We start from the raw sequence: 21,378 nt of genomic DNA on the forward strand, positions 1-21,378 counted from the left end.
GTACGGCCGTCGCCGTGGGGGCGTTCGCCCCGGCGGCCGGGGCGAACGCCCCCACGGCGACGGCCGTACCGAAGCCGGCGGCTCCTCCGGCGGCGAGCAGGGCCCCGGTGAGCAGCGCGATCGCGGCGGCCCGGGCGGCGGCGGCCGGGGCCGGCGCCGCCAAGGGCGCCCGGGCGGCCCAGCCGGCCCGGAAGACCGCGGACGCCGACTGGGCCGGTGAGCCGCCGTACGACCCGGACTACGACGGGCCGGTCCGCGGCGGTGGACGCCCGGCCGTGGCGGCTCCGGCGGCCCCGGCGTACGAGGGCTTCGACCCGGGTGACGAGCCGCTGGACGAGGTGATCGACGAGCGGACCGCCCGGCAGTCCAGCGAGGAGCAGGCGGTGCACCTGCTCCGGGAGGCGTTCGGGGCGGAGAAGATCGACGAGGTGGACGCGCGCTGAGCGCGGTCGGCCGACGAGGACGGGTGCCGCCGCCCGACTAGGCTGGGCGGCGGCCGAGCAGACGAGTGCGAGAAGGAGCCATCCGTGCGCCCAGGTGGACAGCCGAACATGCAGCAGATGCTGAAGCAGGCGCAGAAGATGCAGCAGCAGATCGCCAAGGCCCAGGCCGAGCTGGCGGACGCGGAGCTGACCGGCACCGCCGGCGGCGGCCTGGTCACCGCGACCGTGGCCGGCACCGGCGAGCTGAAGTCCATCAAGATCGACCCGAAGGCGGTCGACCCGGAGGACGTGGAGACGCTGGAGGACCTGGTCGTCGCGGCCGTGCACAACGCCGCCGAGGCGGCCCGGGAGCTGACCGAGCAGAAGATGGGCCCGGTCACGGGCGGTATGGGCGGCCTCGGCCTGCCCGGGTTCTGAGCCGGCAGATGTACGAGGGTGCCATCCAGGACCTGATCGACGAGCTGGGACGGCTGCCGGGCGTGGGCCCCAAGAGCGCCCAGCGGATCGCCTTCCACGTCCTGTCGGCGGATCCGGCCGACGTGAACCGGCTGGCCGGCGCGCTCCGCAAGGTCAAGGAGCTGGTGCGGTTCTGCACCACCTGTTACAACGTGGCCGAGTCGGAGCTGTGCCGGATCTGCCGCGACACGCGGCGCACCGACGAGGTGCTCTGCGTGGTCGAGGAGCCCAAGGACGTGGTGGCGATCGAGCGGACCGGTGAGTTCCGCGGTCGGTACCACGTGCTCGGCGGGGCGATCAACCCGCTGGAGGGGATCGGCCCGGACAACCTGCGGATCCGCGAGCTGATGACCCGGCTGAGCGGTGGCGCGGTGCGCGAGTTGATCCTCGCCACCGACCCGAACACCGAGGGCGAGGCGACCGCGACGTACCTGGCCCTGCTGGTGAAGCCGATGGGCATCTCGGTGACCCGGCTGGCCAGCGGACTCCCGGTCGGCGGCGACCTGGAGTACGCCGACGAGATCACGCTCGGTCGGGCGTTCGAGGGCCGCCGGGCGGTCTGACCGACGCCGTGGGCACCCTGGCCGGCACCCTCCTCGGGGTGCCGGCCAGCTTCGTCCGCGTACCCGGTATGTGGGATGAGTGCCGAGCGCCACGTGCCCGACTGCGGTCCCGCTAGCTGGGCGGCTTGTGGCGATCCGCCTGATTCCACGATCGGCCTCATGCTGTGACAGTCCGTTTGTCTGGAGATCCGGCACTGTCAGACCCAGCTACTTGGTGTCGGCTTGATAGCGATTGCCTAACGGGCGTTCCGCTTCCGTGTGTCGTGTCATAGCCTCCGGCACACGGACTGGGCCACAACTCGGCGTGGTCATGCGCATGACAGAGGTGAGAGATGCAGGCAGGCAGGCTTAAAGCGGCCGTGGCCCTCGCGGCCGCTGCCGCTCTGGCGGTCGGGGCGTCCGGCTGCGCCAAGAGCGAGCGCGACGATGAGGGCGGGGGCGCCAAGACTGGCGGCACCTTTGTCTTCGCAGGGGCCGGTGACCCGAAGAACTTCGACCCGATCTTCAACGACGACGGTGAGTCGTTCCGGCCGATCCGCCAGATGTACGACACCCTCATCCAGAACAAGCCGGGCACGGCCGATCTGCAGGGCGCTCTGGCGGAGAGCTGGGAGCACGACGCCGAGGGCAAGGTCTGGACCTTCAAGCTGCGCAAGGGCGTCAAGTTCCACGACGGCACAGACTTCAACGCCGCCGCGGTCTGTTTCAACTTCGACCGCTGGTTCAACATGAAGGGCGCCGCCGCCCAGTCCCAGATGATCTACTACTCGGACGTCTTCGGCGGCTTCGCCAAGAACGACGCCGAGGGCGTCGGCCAGCCGGTCTACAACAAGTGTGAGGCCAAGGACGACGGCACCGCCGTTGTCACGATGAACCAGTACAAGGGCGCCTTCCCCGGCGCCTTCGCGCTGACCGCGCTGTCGATCGCCAGCCCCGAGGCGCTGAAGAAGTACGACGCCGACACGGTCAAGCAGAACGGCGACTCCTTCGAGTACAGCGCGTTCGCCAACGAGCACCCGGTCGGCACCGGCCCGTTCACCTTCGGCGGCTGGGACAAGGCCAAGGGTGAGATCACCCTGAACCGCAACCCCGACTACTGGGGCGAGAAGGCCAAGGTCGACAAGCTGGTCATCAAGGTCATCAAGGACGAGAACACCCGCAAGCAGGAGCTGCGCGCCGGCACCGTCCAGGGCATCGACTTCCCGGCCCCGGCCGACCGCAAGGCGCTCTCCGGCGAGGGCTTCCAGGTCCTCGACCGTCCGGCGTTCAACATCCTCTACCTGGGCTTCAACCAGAAGAACCCGAAGCTGAAGGACCTGCGGGTGCGGCAGGCGATCGCCTACGCCCTCAACCGTCAGCAGCTCGTCCAGACCAAGGGCCCGGGTGGCACCAAGGTCGCCGACGAGTTCATGCCGGACACCGTGCTCGGCTACGCCTCCGACGTGCAGAAGTATGAGTACAACCCGGAGAAGGCCAAGCAGCTGCTCAAGGATGCGGGCGTGCAGAACCTGACGCTCAACTTCTACTACCCGACCGACGTCTCCCGGCCGTACATGCCGAACCCGCAGGAGATCTTCACCGTCCTCGCCAACGACCTGCAGGCCGTCGGCATCAAGGTCAACGGTGTGGCCCGCCCGTGGAACGGTGGCTACAAGGACGACGTGCAGCAGTTCGGCAAGCAGGACCTGCACATCCTCGGCTGGACGGGTGACTACAACGACCCGGGCAACTTCGTCGGCACCTTCTTCGGTCGCAGCAAGGTCGAGTTCGGCGACCAGGCGATGACCGAGATGTTCGACGCCATCACCAAGGCCGACGGCACCGTCGACGAGGCCGGCAAGAAGGCCGCCTGGGAGCAGGTCAACCGCGACATCGCCGCCAAGTGGCTGCCGGCCGTGCCGATCTGGCACGCCCCGCCGGCCATCGTCGTCACCAAGGACGTCAAGGGTCTGGTCGCCAGCCCGCTGACCGACGAGCGGTTCAACACCGTCAGCGTCGGCTGAGCACGCCGCTGAACCGCTGACGCCGTACGCGGAATCGGCCCGGGCCGGGCATACGCGCCGGCCCGGGCCGAACCGCTGATATCGAGAATCTGGTGTGAGAGATGTTGCGAGTCATAGTCCGCCGCCTGCTACAGCTCGCGGTGACCCTGATAGCGCTGTCCGCGCTCATCTTCATCTGGTTGCGGAACCTGCCCGGCGGCCCGATCGAGGCGCTGCTCGGTGAGCGGGCCACCCCCGAGCGGCGCGCCCTTCTGACCAAGGCGCTCGGCTACGACCAGCCGATCCTGGTGCAGTACGCCAAGTTCATGCAGCGGGTCCTGACCGGCGACTTCGGCAACTCCATCCGGACCGGCGACCCGGTCACCGAGGTGATCGGTCGCGCCTTTCCGGCCACCATCGAGCTGGCCCTGGTCGCCATGATCATCGCGATCGGGCTCGGCGTGCCGCTCGGCTACCTCGCCGCCCGCCACCACGGCCGGCTGCTGGACAACCTGAGCATCGCCGGCACCCTGCTCGGCATCTCGATCCCCATCTTCTTCCTGGGCTACCTGCTCAAGGACGTCTTCACCCAGAACATCCACTGGTTCCCGCCCTCCGGGCGGCTCAGTACCGGCGTGGACAACACCGAGGTCACCGGTTTCTTCGTCCTCGACGGACTGCTCACCCGGGAGTTCGACGCCACCGCCGACGCGCTCTGGCACCTCATCCTGCCGGCGTTCACCCTGGCCACCATCCCGCTGGCGGTGATCGTCCGGATCACCCGGGCCAGCGTGCTGGACGTGCTCAACGAGGACTACGTCCGCACCGCCGAGGCCAAGGGCTTGCGGCACCGCGTCATCCGGGGCCGGCACATCCTGCGCAACGCCCTGCTGCCGGTGGTCACCACCATCGGCCTGCAGACCGGCGCGCTGCTCTCCGGCGCGGTGCTCACCGAGAAGGTCTACAACTGGGGCGGCCTCGGCACGCTGATCACGGACTCGATCAGCGGCGGCCGCGACTATCCGGTGCTCCAGACGCTGATCCTGCTGGCCGCGCTGGTCTTCGTGGTGGTCAACCTCCTGGTCGACCTCTCCTACGCCTTCATCGATCCGAGGGTGCGTGTGCGATGAGTGACCCGATCACCCGGCCCGGCGTGGCCGCCCCCCGCGACGGCGCGGACCAGCCCGGCACCGACGAGCGCCGTCCGGGCATGAGCGAGCGCGGCATCGGACTGCTCGGCGAGCGCAAGAAGGCGCGACTGGACGAACTGGCCCGCGCGAGCGCCGACAAGGGCGGCGTGAGCCTCGTGCGGGACGCGATCCGTCGGCTGCGGCGCAACCCGGTTGCCATCGTCGGCGCGTCGATCGTCGCGCTCTTCGTCCTGATGGCGATCTTCGCGCCGCTGCTCGCGCCACACGACCCGGCGCAGCGCTTCGACGAGCTCACGAAGAACCTGACCGTCGATAACATTCCCGGTGCCAGCAGCGAGTTCCCGCTCGGATCCGACCCACTCGGGCGGGACTTCTTCTCCCGCATGATCTACGGGGCCCGGCAGACCCTCTTCGTCGGCGTGGTCGCCACCATGATCGGGCTGGGCCTCGGCGTGCTCATCGGGGCGATCGCCGGCGCCTTCGGCGGCTGGGTCGACAACATCCTGATGCGCTTCACCGACGTCATGCTGGCCCTGCCCGCCCTGCTGCTGGCGATCAGCCTGGTGGCCATGGCCAGCCGGTCCAGCCAGTGGACGGTCATCTTCGCGGTGGCCATCGTCAACCTGCCGATCTTCGCCCGGCTACTGCGTGGTTCGATGCTGGCCCAGCGGGAGAGCGACCACGTGCTGGCCGCCCGGGCGCTGGGCGTCAAGCAACGCAACATCGTGCTCCGGCACATGCTGCCCAACGCGATGACCGCGGTGATCGTGCAGGCCACGTTGACCCTGTCCACCGCCATCCTGGAGGCCGCCTCGCTCTCCTTCCTCGGGCTCGGCGACCCGGACATCAACCGCGCCGAGTGGGGTCTGATGCTCGGTGTGGACGGTCAGCGCTATTTCGAGGTCCGTCCCGAACTTGCCTACTACCCGGCGCTCGCGATCATCGTGGTCGCGCTCGGCTTCACCCTGCTCGGTGAGGCGATGCGCGAGGCGATCGACCCGAAGAACCGGCGGTGACGGCGATGCGACGGACCAGCACGGCCGGCGGACGCCGGCGAGAGGACGTGACCCGATGAGCCTGCTCGACGTACGCGATCTGAGCGTGGTGTTCCAGCGCCGCGGTGAGCGGCCGTTCACCGCGGTCGACAAGGTGAGCTTCAGCGTGGAGCCGGGGCAGACCGTCGGTCTGGTCGGCGAGTCCGGCTGCGGTAAGAGCGTGACCAGCCTGGCGATCATGGGCCTGCTGCCGAAGCGGGGCAACAAGGTCACCGGTGAGGTGCGCTTCGAGGGCGCCAACCTGCTCAAGCTGCGCCCGGACGACATGCGGGACCGCCGCGGTCGGGACATTGGCATGATCTTCCAGGACCCGCTCTCCTCGCTGAACCCCGTGATCCCGATCGGGGTGCAGGTCGCCGAGGTGCTCGAACGGCACCAGGGGATGGACCGGAGGAAGGCCCTGCGGGAGGCCCGGCAGCTGCTCGACGCGGTCGGCATCCCGGACCCGGAACGCCGGCTCAAGGAGTACCCGCACCAGATCTCCGGCGGGATGCGCCAGCGCGCGCTGATCGCCATCGCGCTGGCCTGCAAGCCGCGGCTGCTGATCGCCGACGAGCCGACCACCGCGCTGGACGTGACCATCCAGGCGCAGATCCTCACCCTGCTCAAGCAGCTCGTCGACGAGACCGGCACCGCGCTCATCATGATCACGCACGACCTCGGTGTGGTAGCGGGCCTCTGCGACACCGTCAACGTGCTCTACGGCGGCAAGGTGGTGGAGCGGGCGGCCCGGCACGAGCTGTTCGCCCGGCCCAGGCATCCGTACACGCACGGTCTGTTGAATTCCGTGCCGAGGCTGGACTCGGTGCGCGGTGAGCGGCTGCACGCCATCCGGGGCTCGGTGGCCGACAACATCCCATGGACCGAGGGGTGCGCCTTCGCGCCCCGCTGCGACCACGTGGTGGACGCCTGCCTGGAGGGCGCACCCCCGCTGGAGCCGACCGCGACCGGCGGCGACCTGCGATGCAACAACCCCGTTCCGGTGGAGGTGACGGTGCCGTGACTGAGCGTACGGAACCATTGGTCGAACTGCGCGACGTCAAGGTCCACTTCCCGATCAAGAGCGGTCTGCTCGTCGACCGCACCGTGGGGTATGTCTACGCGGTCGACGGCGTCTCGTTGTCGATCAACGCGGGTGAGACCTACGGGCTGGTCGGCGAGTCGGGTTGCGGCAAGTCCACGCTGGGACGCGGCCTGCTGCGGCTGGTCGAGCCGACCGACGGGGAGGTCGTCTTCGACGGCACCGACGTCCGCTCGCTCAAGGGCGAGTCGCTGCGCCGGACCCGCCGCCGGATGCAGATGATCTTCCAGGACCCGCTGTCCAGCCTGGACCCCCGGCAGTCGGTGGAGTCCCTGTTGGTCGAAGGGCTCAAGGCGCACGGCCTGGCCGACGACAAGGCGGCCACCGGCAAGCGGCTTAGGGAGACCCTGGACGCGGTCGGCCTGCCCGGCTCGGCGCTGAGCAAGTACCCGCACGAGTTCTCCGGCGGCCAGCGGCAGCGGATCGGCATCGCCCGTGCGCTGGTGCTCAACCCGGAGCTCATCGTCGCCGACGAGCCCGTCTCGGCGCTCGACGTGTCGATCCAGGCGCAGGTGCTCAACCTGCTGGAGGACCTGCAGAACGAGCGCGGGCTGACGTACCTGATCATCGCGCACGACCTGGCGGTGGTCCGGCACATCGCCGACACGGTCGGCGTGATGTACCTGGGTGGCCTGGTGGAGGAGGCGTCCAGCGACGACCTCTACCGGGAGCCGATGCACCCGTACACGAGGGCGTTGATGTCGGCGGTCCCGGTGCCGGACCCGCTGGTGGAGGACCGCCGTGAGCGGATCCTGCTCGCCGGCGACCTCCCCTCGCCGACCAACCCACCGGCTGGATGTCGCTTCCACACCCGGTGCCCGTGGGCCCAGCCGACCCGCTGCGCCGACGAGCGGCCGGCGCTGCGCGAGGTGCTCGGCGGGCACCGGGTGGCCTGCCACTACGCCGAAGAGATCGCGGCCGGGCGGATCCGCCCGCACGAGGTGGAGCCGGAACTGGTCCGCCCGGACGACGGTGGGTCGCCGGGTGACACCGGTGAGCTGATCCCGACCCCGTGACGACGGCACGAGGCCCCTTCCCCGCGTCGGGGAAGGGGCCTCGTCGGTCCCGGGTCAGCCCTCCGGGCGGTTGAGCAGGGCCACCGCGATGCCGTGCACGGCGTCCAGGCCGGCCGGGTCGGCCAGCGCGACCCTGCCGCCGGTCACCGCGTACCACTCGTCGGCGTCCTTGTACTGCACCCGCAGGGTGACCTGGCCGTCGGCGTACTCGGTACGCAGGGTCAGCTCGCCCGTCACCACGCCAGCCTCGTCGGTCATCACCCCGCCAGGCCCGGCCGTGATGTCCGCGGTCCGCTGCTGCGCCCCGCCGCCGGCCGTGGCGCCCCCGGCCGGGGTGGCCGGCGTGGCGGGCGCGGCGGGGTTGGCGTCGGCGGACATGCCCGCCCCGGACACGTCCGCGGGTGCCGCCGGGGCGCCGTCCGCGGTCATCCCGGCCGTGGTCGGTCCGGTGCCACCGCCGGTGGCCGGCGCGGCGTCCTCGCCGCCGGCGTCCGGCGTCTTCTCCGGGGCGGGCGTCGCCCCGGCCCCGGTCACCGCTTGCTCGCCCATGTGCAGCCCTCCAACATGTCGGTGAGGGCGGCCTTCTCGGCACTGGTCACCGTCAGCCGCCAGTAGTGCTTGACCGTCACCCAGTCCGCCGCGTACTGGCACCAGTACGACCGGTTCGCCGGCTTCCACTGGGACGGGTCCTGGTCACCCTTTGCCCGGTTGGAGGTCAGGGAAACCGCGATGAGCTGCGGCCGGGTCAGGTCGTTGGCGAAGTCGCCGCGCTTCGAGTCGTCCCACTCGTCCGCGCCCGAGCGCCACGCGTTGGCCAGCGGCACCACGTGGTCGATGTCCACGTCCGCGGGATCGGTGAAGGCCCGACCGTCGTAGACGCTCTCCCAGCGCCCACCCACCACGTTGCAGCCGGAGAGCTTGATGCTCTCCCCGTCGCGCTGGAGGACGGTGTCCCGGACGTCGCAGTTCTTCCCGGTGTCCCGCCAGTGCGGGAACCGGGCACGGCTGTAGCCCTTCATCGACCCGGCACTCGCGACGGTCAGCTCACCGAGCTGCTGGCTGACGTTGCCGGCGCTGCTCCCGGTCTCCGGCTCGTCGACCGGCACGCACCCGGCCGTGCCGAGGGCGATCGCCGCGGCGAACGCGGCCGCCACCGCGGCGCGAGCTCCTGATCTGGTACGCACAGACGACACCTCTCCAGCTTGCGGGCTCCCGGCGATCCCGCACAGTACCCCCGGGCCGGTTTCTGTGATTCGTGGCGTCCGGATGGGATCCCGGGCAGATTGTTAGCCATGACCGCACCCGCACCCGCGCTCCGGACGGGCACCGCCGCCGGGCGGGGGACGCTGCTCGCCGCCGTCCTCGCCTCCGGCATGGTGTTCCTCGACAGCACGGTGGTCAACGTGGCGCTGCCCCGCCTCGGGTCCGAGCTCGGTGCGACCGTCGCCGGTCTGCAATGGACGGTGAACGGATACCTGCTGATGCTGGCCGCGTTCGTGTTGCTCGGCGGGGCGCTCGGGGACCGGTTCGGCCGCCGCCGCGTCTTCCTGCTCGGGGTGGCGTGGTTCGCCTCGGCCTCCGTGCTGTGCGGACTGTCCCAGGGCACCGGCTGGCTGATCGCGGCCCGGTTCCTCCAGGGCGCCGGCGGGGCGCTGCTCACCCCGGGGTCGCTCTCCGTGCTCCAGGCCAGTTTCCACCCGGACGACCGGGGCAAGGCGATCGGCATCTGGGCCGGGCTCTCCGGGGTCTCCACCGCCCTCGGTCCGCTCCTCGGCGGCTGGCTGATCGACACGCTCTCCTGGCGGTGGATCTTCTTCATCAACCTGCCGCTGGCCGTGGCGGTGGTGCTCGCCGCGGTGCGCTGGGTGCCGGAGAGCCGGGACGAAAACATCTCGCGTACCGGCGCGCGCCGGTTCGACGTGGCGGGCACGCTGCTCGGCGCGCTCGGCCTCGGCGGCGTCACGTACGCCCTGATCGACGCCCCGGCCCGCGGCGTCCGCTCCCTGCCGGTGCTGGTCTCGGTGCTGGTCGGGGTGGTCGCCGCGGTGGTCTTCGTGCTGGTGGAGCGGCGGCGCGGGGACGCCGCGATGCTGCCCACCGGCCTGTTCAGCAGCCGGCTCTTCTCGGTGCTCAACATCTTCACCGTGGTGGTGTACGCGGCCCTCGGCGGCTTCACCTTCTTCCTCGCCGTCTACCTGCAGAACGTGGTCGGCTGGTCGGCGCTGCTCACCGGCCTGGCCACCGTGCCGATGACGGTGCTGCTGGCGGCCGGCTCCTCTCGGGCGGGCGCGCTCGCCGCCCGGATCGGCCCGCGGCTGCCGCTGACCGTCGGTCCGGTGGTCGCCGCCGTCGGCCTGCTGCTGCTGCGCCGGGTCGGTCCGGGAGCGTCGTACTGGATGGACGTGCTGCCCGGGGTGGTCCTCTTCGGAGCGGGCCTGACCCTGGTCGTGGCCCCGCTGACCGCCTCGGTGCTGGCCGCCGTGGCCGACCGGTACGCCGGGGTGGCGAGCGGCTTCAACAACGCGGCGTCCCGGGCCGGCAGCCTGCTGGCGGTGGCCGCGCTGCCGCTGCTGGTCGGCCTCTCCGGCACCGGCTACGAGCAGAAGTCGGCGCTGACCGACGCCTTCCGTGGGGCGCTGCTCTGGTGCGCCGGGCTGCTGCTGGCCGGCGGGGCGATGGCCGTGCTGCTGATCCACCGGCCGCCCCGGAAGGCGCCCGGCGCCCAGCCGTGCCCGTCGCTGCCCGCCTCGACCCCACCCGATGAGCGCCGCCGCCGCGGGGCCTGACGGGCGGGCGTCGGCTCGGTAGGGTGTGGCGGCGGCCACCGGGCGTGCCGGAGGGCGCAGCGACCGACCGGGGGACCGTTGACCCAGATCGAGATCAATCCGGGCCAGTTGACCAACGCCGCGCGCGGGCTGGAGCAGTTCGTCGTGCCGGACCTGACGGACGCCGCCCGGCGGATGGCCGACTCGTACCGGCTCGACCCGCCCGGTCTGGGTGCGCTGCTGTCGTTCGCCGAGGCCTACTACAACTCCGTCGCCGACTACCAGCTGCGCAACCTGGAGACGGCGGTGCAGGTCGTCGAGTCGGTCGCGGCCGGGCTCCGCCGGACGGTCGCCAACTACCACGCGGCCGAGCAGGCCAACGTGGACATGTTCCTGGCTCCCGCCGCCGCCGCGCCGGACGGCTACCTCGGCGGGCTCGGCGACGCCGGGTTCCCCCGCCTCTTCACCGACCCGCTCGGCGGGATGGACGGGTTGGGCGACGGCGCCGCCGAAGTGCTCACCGTGGGCACGCTGACCATGTTCGTCGGCCTCGGGGTGGCCACCGCGGCGATGGCCCCGGACTATCTCCCCGCGCCGCTCACAGCGTCGGCGATGGTCGCGAACGGGTTCTCCGTCATCGAGGCCGCGCGGGAGCTGGGCGCGGTGGCGGCGGCCCTGGAGGGCTCGGTCATCAAGAAGTTCGACGGGTACGCCACCGGGGCGACGGCCGGCTGGGTGGACGGCAGCGTGGTCGAGTACCGCGACGTCGTCGCCGAGGTGTCCCGGGAGCTGGGTCAGGTGCAGAAGGCGCTCAGCGCGCTGTCCGCGTCCCTGCTGGCCGTGGCCGGTCTGCTCACCGCGTTCTGGCTGGCCTTCATCGCCTTCACCGCCGAGTTCTTCGTGGTGATCCTCGACCTGACGCTCTCCTCGATCGGCCCGCAGGCCCTCGTGCTCCAGCCGATCATCCAGGCGCTCGGCGCGGCCGCCAGCGCCTCCTGGCTGACCGCCAGCGGCACCGTGATCACGGTCGCCACGGCGGCGGTCACCCTGCTCTCCGGCGTGGTCAAGGAGTTCGCCGCGGTGCAGACCTTCGACGAGCAGGGCGACGGCACGCCGGACCTCCGGCAGCTCCGGATCTCCTGGCACTCCGCCTGACACGAGGAAGGTAGCGGCGATGAGCGGTTTCGAGGCCCAGATCCAGCAGGCCATGCGGCAGGTGCGGCAGCGGCTGGACGCGTTCGAGCAGCAGCGCACCGTGCTCGCCGAGACGGTGGGCGAGGGGACCAGCGAGGACGGTCTGATCACCGCCCGGGTCGGCGCGGGCGGCGCGGTGCAGGACCTGGAGATCAACCCACGGGCGATGCGACTGGACAGCCACACCCTGCGGGACTCCATCCTCACGGCCATCCGCGCGGCCACCGCGAACTGGGCCGAGACGGTACGGGAGGCGACGGCGCGTCCACCGGTCGACCCGGAACAACTGCTGCGGGACTTCGGCGTCGGCCCGGAGCTGAAGTCGACCATGGCGCAGTTCTCCCAGCGCGCCGCCGACATCGAGCAGAACCTCGTCGCCCTCCGCCGGGACCTGGCCGGATGATCGGGCTGACCGCCGAGCCGGGCCGCGCCGGTGAGCTGCTGGTGGTCCGCGCGCCCCGGCGGCCCGGCCACGCGCTCTTCGGCTGGCTGGTGCCGGTCGCCCTCGGCGTGGCCGCGCTGCTGGCCGTGCTGGTGGCGGTGCTGCTCTGGTCCCGGTCACCGGTCGCCGCGATCGGCGGCGCCGCCTGCACCTTCCTGTTCGTGATGTTCTTCGCCCTGCTGCCGGGGGCGCCCCTGGAGCATCGCCGCCGCAGCGGGCGCGACGACAGTGTGGGGCTGCCGATGGCCGAGATCTCGGCCGAGGGCGTCCGGGCCCGGTACCGGGCGCCGAGCCTCGGTGAGCGGCGCACCGGCGAACCGGCCGACCCGGCGTACGACGCCGCGGTGGCCTGGACCGACGTCACCGGCTGGCGGTACGGGCGGGACCCGTACGGCCAGTCGGTGATCGTGGTCGAGGTGGCCGATCCGGCGGCGGTGGCGCTGCGCCCCGCCGACCCGCTGCTCCGGTCCTACCTCGACCGGCTCGTCCGGGACACCGGCTCGCCGGTGGCGGTGCGGGCCCCGATCGCCGGGCCGGAGCAGGAACGGGCGGTGGTGGACCGGCTCACCCGGCAGGGCGTGCCCCGCACCGACGGCTGACCGGCCGCCGGTGAGCGGCCCGGCCGACCACCTGCCGCCGGGCCGGACGGTGCCCGGGCGGCGCCCGGCGGGGTGCCGGACGCCGCCGTGGGCTCAGCTCCGCGCGCGGTTGACCGCGCTGGTGACCGCCTTCACCGAGGCGGTCACGATGTTGGCGTCCGTCCCGACGCCCCAGACGGTCCGGCCGTCCACCTCGCACTCCACGTAGGCGGCGGCCTGCGCGTCCCCGCCCGAGGAGAGCGCGTGCTCGTGGTAGTCGAGCACCCGGACCGCCACGCCGAGGGACTGCAGCGCGTTGACGTACGCGTCGATCGGGCCGTTGCCAACCGCGGCGAGCGAGCGTGTTCCGCCGCCGAAGCCCACCTCGGCCTCGATCTCGACCTTGCCGTCGGCGGTGCCGATGGCGTAGCCGGCCAGGCTGACCACCGGGTCGACCTGGTGGTCGACGAGGTAGTTGCGGGCGAAGATGTCCCACATGGTGCCCGGGTCGACCTCGCCACCGTCGTGGTCGGTGACCTGCTGCACCACGCCGGAGAACTCGATCTGGAGGCGGCGGGGCAGGTCGAGCTGGTGTTCGGTCTTCATGATGTACGCGACGCCGCCCTTGCCGGACTGCGAGTTGACCCGGATGACCGCCTCGTAGGTGCGGCCCAGGTCCTTCGGGTCGATCGGCAGGTACGGCACCGCCCAGGTGAACTCGTCGACCGGCACCCCGGCCCCGTCCGCGTCCCTCGCCAGGGCCTCGAGGCCCTTCTTGATCGCGTCCTGATGGGAGCCGGAGAACGCGGTGTAGACCAGGTCGCCCGCGTACGGGTGGCGCTCGTGCACCGGCAGCTGGTTGCAGTACTCGACCGCCCGCTTGACCTCGTCGATGTTCGAGAAGTCGATCATCGGGTCGATGCCCTGGGAGAACAGGTTGAGCCCCAGGGTCACCAGGTCGACGTTGCCGGTCCGCTCGCCGTTGCCGAACAGGCAGCCCTCGATCCGGTCCGCGCCGGCCAGCAGGCCCAGCTCGGCCGCGGCCACGCCGGTGCCCCGGTCGTTGTGCGGGTGCAGGCTCAGCACCAGGCTGTCCCGCCGGGGCAGGTGCCGGTGCATCCACTCGATCGAGTCGGCGTACACGTTCGGCATGGCCATCTCGACCGTGGCCGGCAGGTTGATGATCAGCTTCCGGTCCGGGGTCGGGTCGATCACCTCGATGACCTTGGCGCAGACCTCCAGCGCGTACTCCAGCTCCGTGCCGGTGTACGACTCGGGGGAGTACTCGTAGTGGATGTCGGTGTCCGGGGTGTGGATCTCGGCGTACTTCTGGCAGAGCCGGGCACCCTGGGTGGCGATGTCGGTGATGCCGTCGCGGTCCAGACCGAAGACCACCCGGCGCTGGAGCGTCGAGGTCGAGTTGTAGAAGTGCACGATGGCCCGGCGCGCGCCGCGCAGCGACTCGAAGGTCCGCTCGATCAGGTGCTCCCGGCACTGGGTGAGCACCTGGATGGTGACGTCCTCGGGGATCAGGTCCTGCTCGATCAGCTGCCGGACGAAGTCGAAGTCCGTCTGGCTGGCCGACGGGAAGCCGACCTCGATCTCCTTGTAGCCCATCTGCACCAGCAGCTGGAACATCCGGCGCTTGCGCTCCGGCGACATCGGGTCGATCAGCGCCTGGTTGCCGTCGCGGAGATCGACCGCACACCAGCGCGGCGCGGCCCCGACCCGGCGGGTCGGCCAGCTGCGGTCCGGCAGGTCGAGCCGGAACTGCTGGTGGTACGGCAGGTAGCGCTGGAACGGCATCCGGCTGGGGCGCTGCCGGGCGATCGGATCGGTCTCGACGTCGGTGACGGGTTGAGCCATGACGGAGTGCTCCCTGGGAACATGTGGCGTCAGCAATCGGAAGGTGTCGGCGGGTGCTGCCGGGCCACGGTGCCCGGGCGGTGCCGAGGTGAAGTTCGGATGTGCTGGACGGCGCGGTTCAACTCCGCGACGAGGTGCCGGCCGTCAGGCCTCGTCGCGGCAGCCAAGAAGAAGAAACGCCCGCCACATGACAGGGTGACCCTACGTGATCAGGGCGGCCCGTGGTAGCCGGGTCCGTCATGTGAGACGCGGATCCCAGTGCCGGCCGCCGACTTCGCCCTCGCCGCCGCCCGGGATCGGCCCGGCCACCGGCAAGGCGTGCTACCTGTCCACCGTGCCGCTCCCCGTCGCGCTGGACATGGCCCCGGCGGCCCGGGACCGCTGAGCCTCACCCTGCTCGGCCGGCGGGGCGGCCTCGCCGAGGCGTGGGCGGCGGTCCGCCCAGGCGACCATCGGCACGGCGGCCAGGGCGGCGGCGGCGAAGAGCCCGGCCATCGGCAGCCACCCCCAGCCGCCGGTGCCCACCCCCAGGGCGGTCAGCCCGGCGGGCGCGGCCAGGTTCTGGAACTGCCCGCCGAGCCGGAACGCGCCGACGTACGCGCCCCGGTGCGCGGCCGGCGGCAGTGTGCTGGTGATCCCCCAGGCGCCGGCCGACTGGACCAACTCGGCGAGGGTGAGCACCACCGCCGCGCCGACCAGCACCACGACGGTCGCCACCCCGCCGGTCAGCGCCGACACCGGCAGGATCAGGCAGAACAGGGCGATCAGCAGGCCCCCGGTCCGCAGCGCCCGGCCCGCGCCGGCCACCGTGTCGGCGCCCCGGCTGGCCCGTACCTGGAGCAGCACCGCGAGGATCGTGTTGAGCAGCACCAGGGCGGCGATCAGGGTGCGCGGGGCGTCGGTGTGGCTGAGCACCCAGAGCGGCAGCACCACCAGGTAGAGCGTGCCGTGCGACATCAGCAGCCCGCACAGCAGTGACACCGCCATGAACGGCCGGTCGCGGAGCACGGCCAGGCGGCTGGTCTTCTCGGTCGGCCGCGTCGCCGCCGGCACCCGGGGCAGCCGGTACACGAAGGCCGCGGTGACCAGCAGCATGACGGCGTTGAACCAGACCATGCCCCGGTACGCGGCCATCGTGTCCACCGCCAGCACCACGCCGCTGATCACCGCGCCGAGCCCGAATCCGACGTTCAACGCCGAGCGCTGGTACGCCAGCGCGGTCACCCGTTCCTCCGGGCGGAGCACGTTGATCGAGTAGACCTGCCGGGCCACCCCGGTGGTCGCGTCCACCACGGCCAGGGCGACCACCACGGCCAGGAAGCCGGCGAAGCCACCCACGAAGGGGTACGCCCCGAAGAGCACCGCCTCGGCGAACATGCCGACCAGCCAGACCCGCTGCGCGCCGTACCGGTCGGTCAGCGCGCCGAGCGGGACCGTCCCGAGCAGGGAGACCCCGGCGGCGATCGACAGCCCCAGCCCGACCTGGGTGGGGGCGAGGCCGAGCGCCCGGGTGAAGAAGACCGCGCTGCCGGCCATGAAGAGGCCGTGACCGACCGCGTACACCATGGCCTGCACGGCCAGGGCGCGGGTCAGCCCGGCCGGTGGTACGACGTGCCGGACGGCGGTGCGGATGGTGTCCCGGGTCCCCATGGGCGCTGAGCAAACCGTGTCCCCCACGGGCGCGTCGAGCCTTTTAAGCTGAGCCGAATTCTCGACGGGGGTGGCGGATGTCGCAGCTGCGGTTCGGCGCGTCCGACGTCGCGGGGGTGCGGTTCGCCGTCTCGCCGGTCTGGGAGACCGTCTCCAGCATGTGGGCCCTGGCGGACCCGGTCCGGCACGCCGTGCACCTGCCCTGGATCGACCAGGCGCGGGCGACCCTCCGCCGCCCCGATGTGGCCGTCCGGGTCCGGCCGCTGGTCGAGCTGACCCGGCCGCGTCGCTGGCTGCCCGACTTCCTCACCCCGCCGGCTGCCGGTCCCGACGCCGACCTGGCCGAGCAGCTCGACCAGATCGCCGCCACCCCGCCCGACGTGGTGGTCCGGGACCTGCTCGCCACCACCCCGGCGACCCCGCTCAGCCCGTTCGGCCGGGCGCTGCGCGACGACCCCGCCGGCCTGCTGCCGAAGCTGGTCACCGCCGTGCGGGTCTGGTACGACGAAGCGATCGCCCCGGACTGGCCCCGGATCCGGGCGCTGCTGGAGGCGGACATCGCCCACCGGGCCGCGGTGCTCGCCGAGGGCGGCGCCGGGCAGCTCTTCGGCCAGCTGCACGCCAGTCTGCGCTGGACCGGTGACCGGGTGGTGAGCGACGACCCCTGGCAGCTCGACTTCGACCTGGGCGGCCGGGGGCTCGCCCTCAACCCGGGCATCTTCACCGACCGGCGGGTGCTGTGGAACCTGCTGGAGGACTCGCCGCCCGGCGGGACGTACCCGGTGCGCGCGGTGGCCACCCTCTGGGAAGCGGCCCCGGTGGCGGCCGGCGACCCGCTGGCCCGGGTGATCGGGTCCGGCCGGGCGGCGCTGCTCAACCTGCTCGACACGGCGGCCACCACCACCGACCTCGCCCGGCGGACGGCGATGTCCTGCGGGAACGTCTCCCAGCACCTGTCCGCTCTGCACGCCGCCGGCCTGGTGTCGCGGTCCCGGCAGGGCCGGCACGTCCTCTACCGGGGCACCGAGGCCGCCGCGGTCCTGCTCCGCGCCAGCCGGGGCGAGTAACCCACGCGACCGCGCGACCGGCGGCGGCGCGACTGCCGGCCGCGCGACGCCGACCGCACGACGGCCGACCGCGACCCGGGGCCGCCGGGCGCTGGGCGCCGGTCAGCGCAGGAGGAGGGTGGGGAGCGGGTGGCGGTGGCGCAGGCCGGTCTCCTGGCGGCGCAGCTCCTCGGGCAGGGCGAGCGGGTCGCCGAGTCGCCCGACGGCGGCCACCACCACGGGGCGGACCTCGGGTGACAGGTCCAGCTCGGCGGCGAGGCCGGCCCGGTCGAACCGGGTGAGCTGGTGCACGTGCAGACCGAGCGCGGTGGCCTGCACGGTCAGGTGGGCGATCGCCTGACCCAGGTCGTACGCGGCCCGTTCGGCGTCGCCGCCGGTGTGCGCGCCGACCACCAGCGCGGAGGCGTGCCGGACCCAGTGCTGGTCGCCGGCCGCCAGGCTGACGAGGATCCGCTTCCAGGTCTCGTCCTGCCGGTGTCCGAGGGCGAACCGCCAGGGCTGCGCGTTGCCCGCCGAGGGGGCCCAGCGGGCGGCCTCGAGCAGCGAGGACGCCTCGTCGCCGGCCAGCTCGGCGTCCGGATCGAAGGACCGGGGGCTCCAGCGGAAGGCGAGCAGCGGGGTGAGGTCGGCCATGGGAAAAGAGTCCCCTATGGGCGATTCGCCCCTCGAGGTAGGGCGGCCGGATGTGGCGAAAAGCACCCGTAACGTCACCCAGGGTCAGGGCGTTCCCGCGCTCGGGGTGTCGGACGGGGACGACCCGGCGCGACCGACCGCGTCGCCGTCCACCACCGGCCCAGCGAGTTGCACGGTGGCCGGCGCCGGACCGGGCTCGCCGGCCAGCCTGAGGGTGCCGAAGTCGGCGCGTACCGCGGTCGGCGTCCCGTCCGGCCGGTAGCAGTAGATGCCCACGTCCAGCGGGGCGTTCAGCGAGGCGGAGGTCGACTCGACCGAGTAGCACTGACCGGTGGCCCCGGTCGGCGTCGTGGCGGGGGAGACCGCGAGCGGGGCCCGCCGGTCGGTGAGCACCTCCAGCCAGTCGGTGAACGGGTGCTGCACCCGGGGATCGAGCCGCCGGGGCACGGCGTCGTCGGGGTCGCCGAGGCGTACGCAGCTGGCCGGCTCGGGCCGGCCCGCCGACGGCAGGGCGCACTGGAAGAGCCCGTCCGTGGTGGCGGCGAGCGAGACGTCCACCGTGCCGCCCAGTCCCCACGCCGGCACGTCGACCCGCCAGGTGCCGTCGTTCGCGCTGGTCACCACGACCGTGCGTGCCGGGGCGTCGGCCGTGACGTACGCGTACTGCGCGGTGAGGTGGCGGTCCTGCGCGGCGGCCGCCAGTGCGGCCAACTCGTCGCGCGTCGCGTCCACCCCCGCCGGCACCGGGTCGGCGGTGGTGAGCGGGGCCGGTGTCGGCTGGTCGGCGGTGCAGGCGGCGAGGAGCGCCGGCAGAGTGATCGCCACGACGCCGGTCAGTCGCCGGGCCGCGCGGAGGTGAGCGTGCACCGGGACATTCTGCGGTGCGGGGACGGGTGCCGGGAGCCCGGCGTACGGCGTGTCGCGCCGCCCTCTCGCCGGCGGTTCCCGCCCTGGTGAGCCGGCCCTCACCGGGCCGGATGGTGGGATCACCCGACCCGGCGGCTCGTGCCGCCCGATAGGCTGATGAGGTCTGACACGCGCCGCCGGACCGGATCCCGGCGGCGTCGGCACGCTCAGGGTCGCTGGGAGGGAGTGCACCGTCGTGGCACTCGTGGTGCAGAAGTACGGCGGGTCCTCCGTCGCCAATGCCGAGCGGATCAAGCGGGTGGCCGAGCGCATCGTGGCCGCCCGCAAGGCCGGCGACGACGTGGTCGTGGTGGTCTCCGCGATGGGGGACACCACCGACGAGCTGCTCGACCTGGCCAACCAGGTCAGCCCGCTGCCGCCCGGCCGCGAGCTGGACATGCTGCTCACCGCCGGGGAGCGGATCTCCATGGCGCTGCTCGCCATGGCCATCCACAACCTGGGGTACGAGGCCCGCTCGTTCACCGGCTCGCAGGCCGGCGTGATCACCACCTCGGTGCACGGCAGGGCCCGGATCATCGACGTCACGCCGGGCCGCCTCAAGGGCGCGCTGGACGAGGGCGCGGTGGTCATCGTGGCCGGCTTCCAGGGCGTCTCGCAGGACACCAAGGACGTCACCACGCTCGGCCGGGGTGGGTCGGACACCACCGCCGTGGCGCTCGCCGCCGCGCTCGACGCGGACGTCTGCGAGATCTACACCGACGTGGACGGCATCTTCAGCGCCGACCCGCGGATCGTGCCGAACGCCCGGCACATCAAGCACATCACGTACGAGGAGATGCTGGAGCTGGCCGCCTGCGGCGCCAAGGTGCTGCACCTGCGCAGCGTCGAGTACGCCCGGCGCGCGGGGTTGCCGATCCACGTCCGTTCGTCATACTCGACCAACACCGGCACGATGGTCACCGGATCGATGGAGGACCTTCCTGTGGAACAGGCACTGATCACCGGGGTCGCCCACGACCGCAGCGAAGCGAAGATCACCATCGTCGGGGTGCCCGACGAGCCGGGCGCCGCGGCGAAGATCTTCGACACCGTCGCGGGTGCCGAGATCAACATCGACATGATCGTGCAGAACGTCTCCACCGAGGGCACCGGCCGCACGGACATCTCGTTCACCCTGCCCAAGACCGACGGCCCGACCGCGATGGCCGCGCTCAGCAAGATCCAGGAGGCGGTCAAGTTCAAGGGCCTCCTCTACGACGACCACGTCGGCAAGGTCTCCCTGATCGGCGCCGGCATGCGGTCCCACCCCGGCGTCGCGGCCGGCTTCTTCGCCGCGCTCGGCGGGGCCGGGGTCAACATCGAGATGATCTCCACGTCCGAGATCCGGGTCTCCGTGGTCTGCCGCGACACCGACCTCGACAAGGCGGTCCGGGCCATCCACGACGCCTTCGAGCTGGGCGGCGACGCCGAGGCCGTGGTCTACGCGGGCACCGGGCGGTAACCCGATGACCTCGCTGCCCACCCTCGCCGTGGTCGGGGCGACCGGCGCCGTCGGCACGGTCATGTGCCAGCTGCTCTCCTCCCGGCGCAACGTCTGGGGAGAGATCCGGCTGCTCGCCTCCGAGCGCTCGGTGGGCCGGCAGGTGCAGTGCCGCGGCGAGCAGCTGACCGTCCAGGCCCTCACGCCCGAGGCGTTCGACGGCGTCGACGTGGCCATGTTCGACGTGCCCGACGAGGTCTCCGCCGAGTGGGCGCCGGTCGCGGTGAGCCGGGGCGCGGTGGCGGTGGACAACTCCGGCGCGTTCCGGATGGACCGGGACGTGCCGCTGGTGGTCCCGGAGATCAACCCGGAGCAGGTGCGCAACCGGCCCAAGGGGATCATCGCCAACGCCAACTGCACCACCCTGGCGATGATCGTGGCGATCGCGCCGCTGCACCGCGAGTACGGCCTGCGCGAGCTGGTGCTCGCCTCGTACCAGGCGGTCTCCGGGGCGGGGCAGGCCGGCGTGGACACGCTGCACGCCCAGCTCGGCAAGATCGCCGGGGACCGGGTGCTCGGCTCGCGGCCCGGTGACGTACGGCAGGCGGTCGGCGACGAGCTGGGGCCGTTTCCGGCCCCGCTGGCGCTCAACGTGGTCCCCTGGGCCGGCTCGCTCGCCGACGGCGGCTGGTCGTCCGAGGAGATGAAGATGCGCAACGAGTCGCGCAAGATCCTCGGGCTGCCCGACCTGAAGGTCTCGGCCACCTGCGTACGGGTGCCCGTGGTGACCGGCCACTCGGTGGCCGTGCACGCGGTGTTCGCCACCGAGGTGGACGCCGAGGGCGCCCGCGAGGCGCTGCGCAACGCGCCCGGGGTGATCCTGGTCGACGACCCCGCCGCGGGCGAGTTCCCGATGCCGATCGACGCCGTCGGCACCGACCCGTCCTGGGTCGGCCGCATCCGCCGCGCCGTCGACGACCCGCGAGCGCTCGACCTCTTCGTGACGGGCGACAACCTCCGCAAGGGCGCCGCCCTGAACACCGCCCAGATCGCCGAACTCCTAGCCAAGGAACTAACCCACCCCTAACC

At 72.3% G+C, this 21,378-nt stretch carries 20 protein-coding genes and 1 pseudogene; 15 read left to right on the plus strand and 6 right to left on the minus strand.

Annotated elements, in window-relative coordinates:
• From DKT69_RS07625 to DKT69_RS07660, 8 genes and pseudogenes are all read left to right on the plus strand, one after another.
• Positions 1–443: pseudogene (locus tag DKT69_RS07625) on the plus strand (DNA polymerase III subunit gamma and tau); the annotation flags it as partial.
• Positions 444–551: 108 nt separating this feature from the next.
• Entirely contained in the window at positions 552–860 is a 309-nt protein-coding gene (locus tag DKT69_RS07630) for a YbaB/EbfC family nucleoid-associated protein (protein WP_234039590.1), read from the plus strand.
• Positions 861–868: 8 nt separating this feature from the next.
• A complete protein-coding gene (recR, locus tag DKT69_RS07635) occupies positions 869–1,462 on the plus strand; it encodes a recombination mediator RecR (protein ID WP_109800870.1) in 594 nt (197 codons plus the stop codon).
• A 332-nt stretch (positions 1,463–1,794) separates the two neighbouring features.
• Positions 1,795–3,465 carry an ABC transporter substrate-binding protein gene (locus tag DKT69_RS07640; protein ID WP_109800871.1) on the plus strand — a complete coding sequence of 557 codons (1,671 nt, stop codon included), beginning with the start codon at positions 1,795–1,797 and terminating at the stop codon, positions 3,463–3,465.
• 101 nt (positions 3,466–3,566) lie between these two features.
• Positions 3,567–4,574: an ABC transporter permease gene (locus DKT69_RS07645; protein ID WP_109800872.1), complete on the plus strand. Its 1,008-nt coding sequence runs from the start codon at positions 3,567–3,569 to the stop codon at positions 4,572–4,574.
• A gap of 80 nt (positions 4,575–4,654) precedes the next feature.
• Complete coding sequence (locus tag DKT69_RS07650; protein WP_236647390.1) at positions 4,655–5,611, plus strand: ABC transporter permease; 957 nt, start codon at positions 4,655–4,657, stop codon at positions 5,609–5,611.
• 55 nt (positions 5,612–5,666) lie between these two features.
• The gene (locus tag DKT69_RS07655) at positions 5,667–6,653 is read left to right on the plus strand and encodes an ABC transporter ATP-binding protein (protein ID WP_109800874.1); all 987 of its coding nucleotides are present in this window, start codon (positions 5,667–5,669) and stop codon (positions 6,651–6,653) included.
• The gene (locus tag DKT69_RS07660) at positions 6,614–7,747 is read left to right on the plus strand and encodes an ABC transporter ATP-binding protein (RefSeq protein ID WP_109800887.1); all 1,134 of its coding nucleotides are present in this window, start codon (positions 6,614–6,616) and stop codon (positions 7,745–7,747) included. Before DKT69_RS07655 ends, DKT69_RS07660 begins: the two co-directional genes overlap by 40 nt.
• Before the next feature lie 54 nt (positions 7,748–7,801).
• Here DKT69_RS07660 and DKT69_RS07665 read toward each other — a convergent pair whose 3' ends face one another.
• Together DKT69_RS07665 and DKT69_RS07670 are read right to left on the minus strand one after the other, a co-directional pair.
• The gene (locus DKT69_RS07665) at positions 7,802–8,296 is read right to left on the minus strand and encodes a hypothetical protein (protein ID WP_109800875.1); all 495 of its coding nucleotides are present in this window, start codon (positions 8,294–8,296) and stop codon (positions 7,802–7,804) included.
• Positions 8,278–8,931: an HNH endonuclease family protein gene (locus DKT69_RS07670; RefSeq protein ID WP_109800876.1), complete on the minus strand. Its 654-nt coding sequence runs from the start codon at positions 8,929–8,931 to the stop codon at positions 8,278–8,280. The genes DKT69_RS07665 and DKT69_RS07670 overlap by 19 nt, the downstream gene beginning before the upstream one ends.
• 108 nt (positions 8,932–9,039) lie before the next feature.
• On the opposite strand from DKT69_RS07670, the gene DKT69_RS07675 reads away from it, so the two are divergent.
• The 4 genes from DKT69_RS07675 (at position 9,040) to DKT69_RS07690 (ending at position 12,747) form a co-directional block, all read left to right on the plus strand.
• Positions 9,040–10,533, plus strand: a complete 1,494-nt coding sequence (locus tag DKT69_RS07675; RefSeq protein WP_109800877.1) for an MFS transporter — start codon at positions 9,040–9,042, stop codon at positions 10,531–10,533.
• 78 nt (positions 10,534–10,611) lie between these two features.
• Positions 10,612–11,667 carry a hypothetical protein gene (locus DKT69_RS07680; RefSeq protein WP_109800878.1) on the plus strand — a complete coding sequence of 352 codons (1,056 nt, stop codon included), beginning with the start codon at positions 10,612–10,614 and terminating at the stop codon, positions 11,665–11,667.
• A gap of 19 nt (positions 11,668–11,686) precedes the next feature.
• Positions 11,687–12,109 (plus strand): YbaB/EbfC family nucleoid-associated protein, encoded by a 423-nt coding sequence (locus DKT69_RS07685; protein ID WP_109800879.1) that lies wholly within the window; start codon positions 11,687–11,689, stop codon positions 12,107–12,109.
• On the plus strand, positions 12,106–12,747 hold the full coding sequence (locus DKT69_RS07690; RefSeq protein WP_109800880.1) for a hypothetical protein: 642 nt from the start codon (positions 12,106–12,108) through the stop codon (positions 12,745–12,747). The genes DKT69_RS07685 and DKT69_RS07690 overlap by 4 nt, the downstream gene beginning before the upstream one ends.
• Before the next feature lie 93 nt (positions 12,748–12,840).
• Here the strand turns inward: DKT69_RS07690 and leuA are convergent, their stop codons facing one another.
• A complete protein-coding gene (gene leuA / locus DKT69_RS07695; protein ID WP_109800881.1) occupies positions 12,841–14,592 on the minus strand; it encodes a 2-isopropylmalate synthase in 1,752 nt (583 codons plus the stop codon).
• Between the two features lie 321 nt (positions 14,593–14,913).
• Positions 14,914–16,242: an MFS transporter gene (locus DKT69_RS07700; protein WP_109800882.1), complete on the minus strand. Its 1,329-nt coding sequence runs from the start codon at positions 16,240–16,242 to the stop codon at positions 14,914–14,916.
• Positions 16,243–16,319: 77 nt separating this feature from the next.
• On the opposite strand from DKT69_RS07700, the gene DKT69_RS07705 reads away from it, so the two are divergent.
• The gene (locus DKT69_RS07705) at positions 16,320–17,309 is read left to right on the plus strand and encodes an ArsR/SmtB family transcription factor (protein ID WP_109800883.1); all 990 of its coding nucleotides are present in this window, start codon (positions 16,320–16,322) and stop codon (positions 17,307–17,309) included.
• A gap of 102 nt (positions 17,310–17,411) precedes the next feature.
• Here the strand turns inward: DKT69_RS07705 and DKT69_RS07710 are convergent, their stop codons facing one another.
• A complete protein-coding gene (locus tag DKT69_RS07710) occupies positions 17,412–17,942 on the minus strand; it encodes a nitroreductase family protein (RefSeq protein ID WP_109800884.1) in 531 nt (176 codons plus the stop codon).
• Between the two features lie 84 nt (positions 17,943–18,026).
• Positions 18,027–18,809, minus strand: a complete 783-nt coding sequence (locus DKT69_RS07715) for a hypothetical protein (protein ID WP_236647389.1) — start codon at positions 18,807–18,809, stop codon at positions 18,027–18,029.
• A 235-nt stretch (positions 18,810–19,044) separates the two neighbouring features.
• Between DKT69_RS07715 and DKT69_RS07720 the strand changes: the two genes are divergently transcribed.
• Positions 19,045–20,310: an aspartate kinase gene (locus DKT69_RS07720; protein ID WP_109800885.1), complete on the plus strand. Its 1,266-nt coding sequence runs from the start codon at positions 19,045–19,047 to the stop codon at positions 20,308–20,310.
• Positions 20,311–20,314: 4 nt separating this feature from the next.
• Positions 20,315–21,376, plus strand: a complete 1,062-nt coding sequence (locus DKT69_RS07725; protein WP_109800886.1) for an aspartate-semialdehyde dehydrogenase — start codon at positions 20,315–20,317, stop codon at positions 21,374–21,376.
• Positions 21,377–21,378: the final 2 nt, after the last annotated feature.

The sequence above is a fragment of the Micromonospora sicca genome (genome assembly GCF_003172935.1).
Lineage (GTDB): Bacteria > Actinomycetota > Actinomycetes > Mycobacteriales > Micromonosporaceae > Micromonospora > Micromonospora sicca.

Bases quoted from the DNA above. Each gene is read 5' to 3' on its own strand.
- DKT69_RS07630 (WP_234039590.1), top strand. From the start codon at position 552: ATGCAGCAGATGCTGAAGCAGGCGCAGAAGATGCAGCAGCAGATCGCC.
- recR (WP_109800870.1), top strand. From the start codon at position 869: ATGTACGAGGGTGCCATCCAGGACCTGATCGACGAGCTGGGACGGCTG.
- DKT69_RS07640 (WP_109800871.1), top strand. From the start codon at position 1,795: ATGCAGGCAGGCAGGCTTAAAGCGGCCGTGGCCCTCGCGGCCGCTGCC.
- DKT69_RS07645 (WP_109800872.1), top strand. From the start codon at position 3,567: ATGTTGCGAGTCATAGTCCGCCGCCTGCTACAGCTCGCGGTGACCCTG.
- DKT69_RS07650 (WP_236647390.1), top strand. From the start codon at position 4,655: ATGAGCGAGCGCGGCATCGGACTGCTCGGCGAGCGCAAGAAGGCGCGA.
- DKT69_RS07655 (WP_109800874.1), top strand. From the start codon at position 5,667: ATGAGCCTGCTCGACGTACGCGATCTGAGCGTGGTGTTCCAGCGCCGC.
- DKT69_RS07660 (WP_109800887.1), top strand. From the start codon at position 6,614: ATGCAACAACCCCGTTCCGGTGGAGGTGACGGTGCCGTGACTGAGCGT.
- DKT69_RS07665 (WP_109800875.1), bottom strand. From the start codon at position 8,296: ATGGGCGAGCAAGCGGTGACCGGGGCCGGGGCGACGCCCGCCCCGGAG.
- DKT69_RS07675 (WP_109800877.1), top strand. From the start codon at position 9,040: ATGACCGCACCCGCACCCGCGCTCCGGACGGGCACCGCCGCCGGGCGG.
- DKT69_RS07685 (WP_109800879.1), top strand. From the start codon at position 11,687: ATGAGCGGTTTCGAGGCCCAGATCCAGCAGGCCATGCGGCAGGTGCGG.
- DKT69_RS07690 (WP_109800880.1), top strand. From the start codon at position 12,106: ATGATCGGGCTGACCGCCGAGCCGGGCCGCGCCGGTGAGCTGCTGGTG.
- leuA (WP_109800881.1), bottom strand. From the start codon at position 14,592: ATGGCTCAACCCGTCACCGACGTCGAGACCGATCCGATCGCCCGGCAG.
- DKT69_RS07700 (WP_109800882.1), bottom strand. From the start codon at position 16,242: ATGGGGACCCGGGACACCATCCGCACCGCCGTCCGGCACGTCGTACCA.
- DKT69_RS07705 (WP_109800883.1), top strand. From the start codon at position 16,320: ATGTCGCAGCTGCGGTTCGGCGCGTCCGACGTCGCGGGGGTGCGGTTC.
- DKT69_RS07710 (WP_109800884.1), bottom strand. From the start codon at position 17,942: ATGGCCGACCTCACCCCGCTGCTCGCCTTCCGCTGGAGCCCCCGGTCC.
- DKT69_RS07725 (WP_109800886.1), top strand. From the start codon at position 20,315: ATGACCTCGCTGCCCACCCTCGCCGTGGTCGGGGCGACCGGCGCCGTC.